This window comes from Sphingobacterium sp. UT-1RO-CII-1 (assembly GCF_026711005.1).
Classification (GTDB): domain Bacteria; phylum Bacteroidota; class Bacteroidia; order Sphingobacteriales; family Sphingobacteriaceae; genus Sphingobacterium.
Window position 1 is genome coordinate 1 of sequence record NZ_JAPPVJ010000027.1, and the last position, 734, is coordinate 734.

Here is a 734-nt window from a genome sequence, read left to right on the forward strand (position 1 = left end):
AGACGTATGGCAATAATAGCTGCATGTGTAAATCATGATCACAAAGCTATACGCAGCCACTGGGAAAATCACCCCGAAGTTTACCATTTTGAAGAAGATATAAGAACGTTAGAACTTTCTCCATTGATAGAGATTGTTGCAGAATACCGTAAAGTTTATCCAAATGCTAAAATTATTCTTTGGGCATCTTTAGAGTGCACAAATTTCAGTAAAGCAAAAGGTGGTCAGCCTCGTGATGCTGATAGTAGAACACTAGCTGATCATTTAGATAGATATATTAAAGCTTTAGATCCTGACTATGTACAAATAGAAAACGTTGTTGAGTTCATGTCATGGGGGCCAATGCGAGCGGTTTGCAAATCAACAAATCGTGAAAACGACAAAAAAGGGAAATGGAAAGTGTATGCTAACTCCGAGCTTAAGTACATATACAATAGAAAAGAAAAGAGAAAAGAAATTGCTTACACACCTCTATCTAAAAAGAATGGTCAAGATTGGTTAAAATGGAAAGAACATATTAACTCTTTGGGCTACCGAGATGAATGGCGGGAAATGAATAGCGCAGATTTTGGAGCATATACTTCTCGTAATCGACTTTTTGGATGCTTTGCAAAAAATGGCCTACCAATAGTATGGCCTGAGCCTTCACATGCAAAAAATGGCACAGGTAAAATTGATCTTTTTGGCGCTGATTTAAAGAAATGGAAGGCCGTTCGTGACCTATTGGATTTCAG

General features: G+C 37.6%; 1 protein-coding gene. It reads left to right on the forward strand.

The window, feature by feature from the left end; translation table 11 throughout:
* Positions 1-734: DNA cytosine methyltransferase (locus tag ORI89_RS19190; protein WP_268232141.1), on the forward strand; the 734-nt coding region annotated here is incomplete at both ends.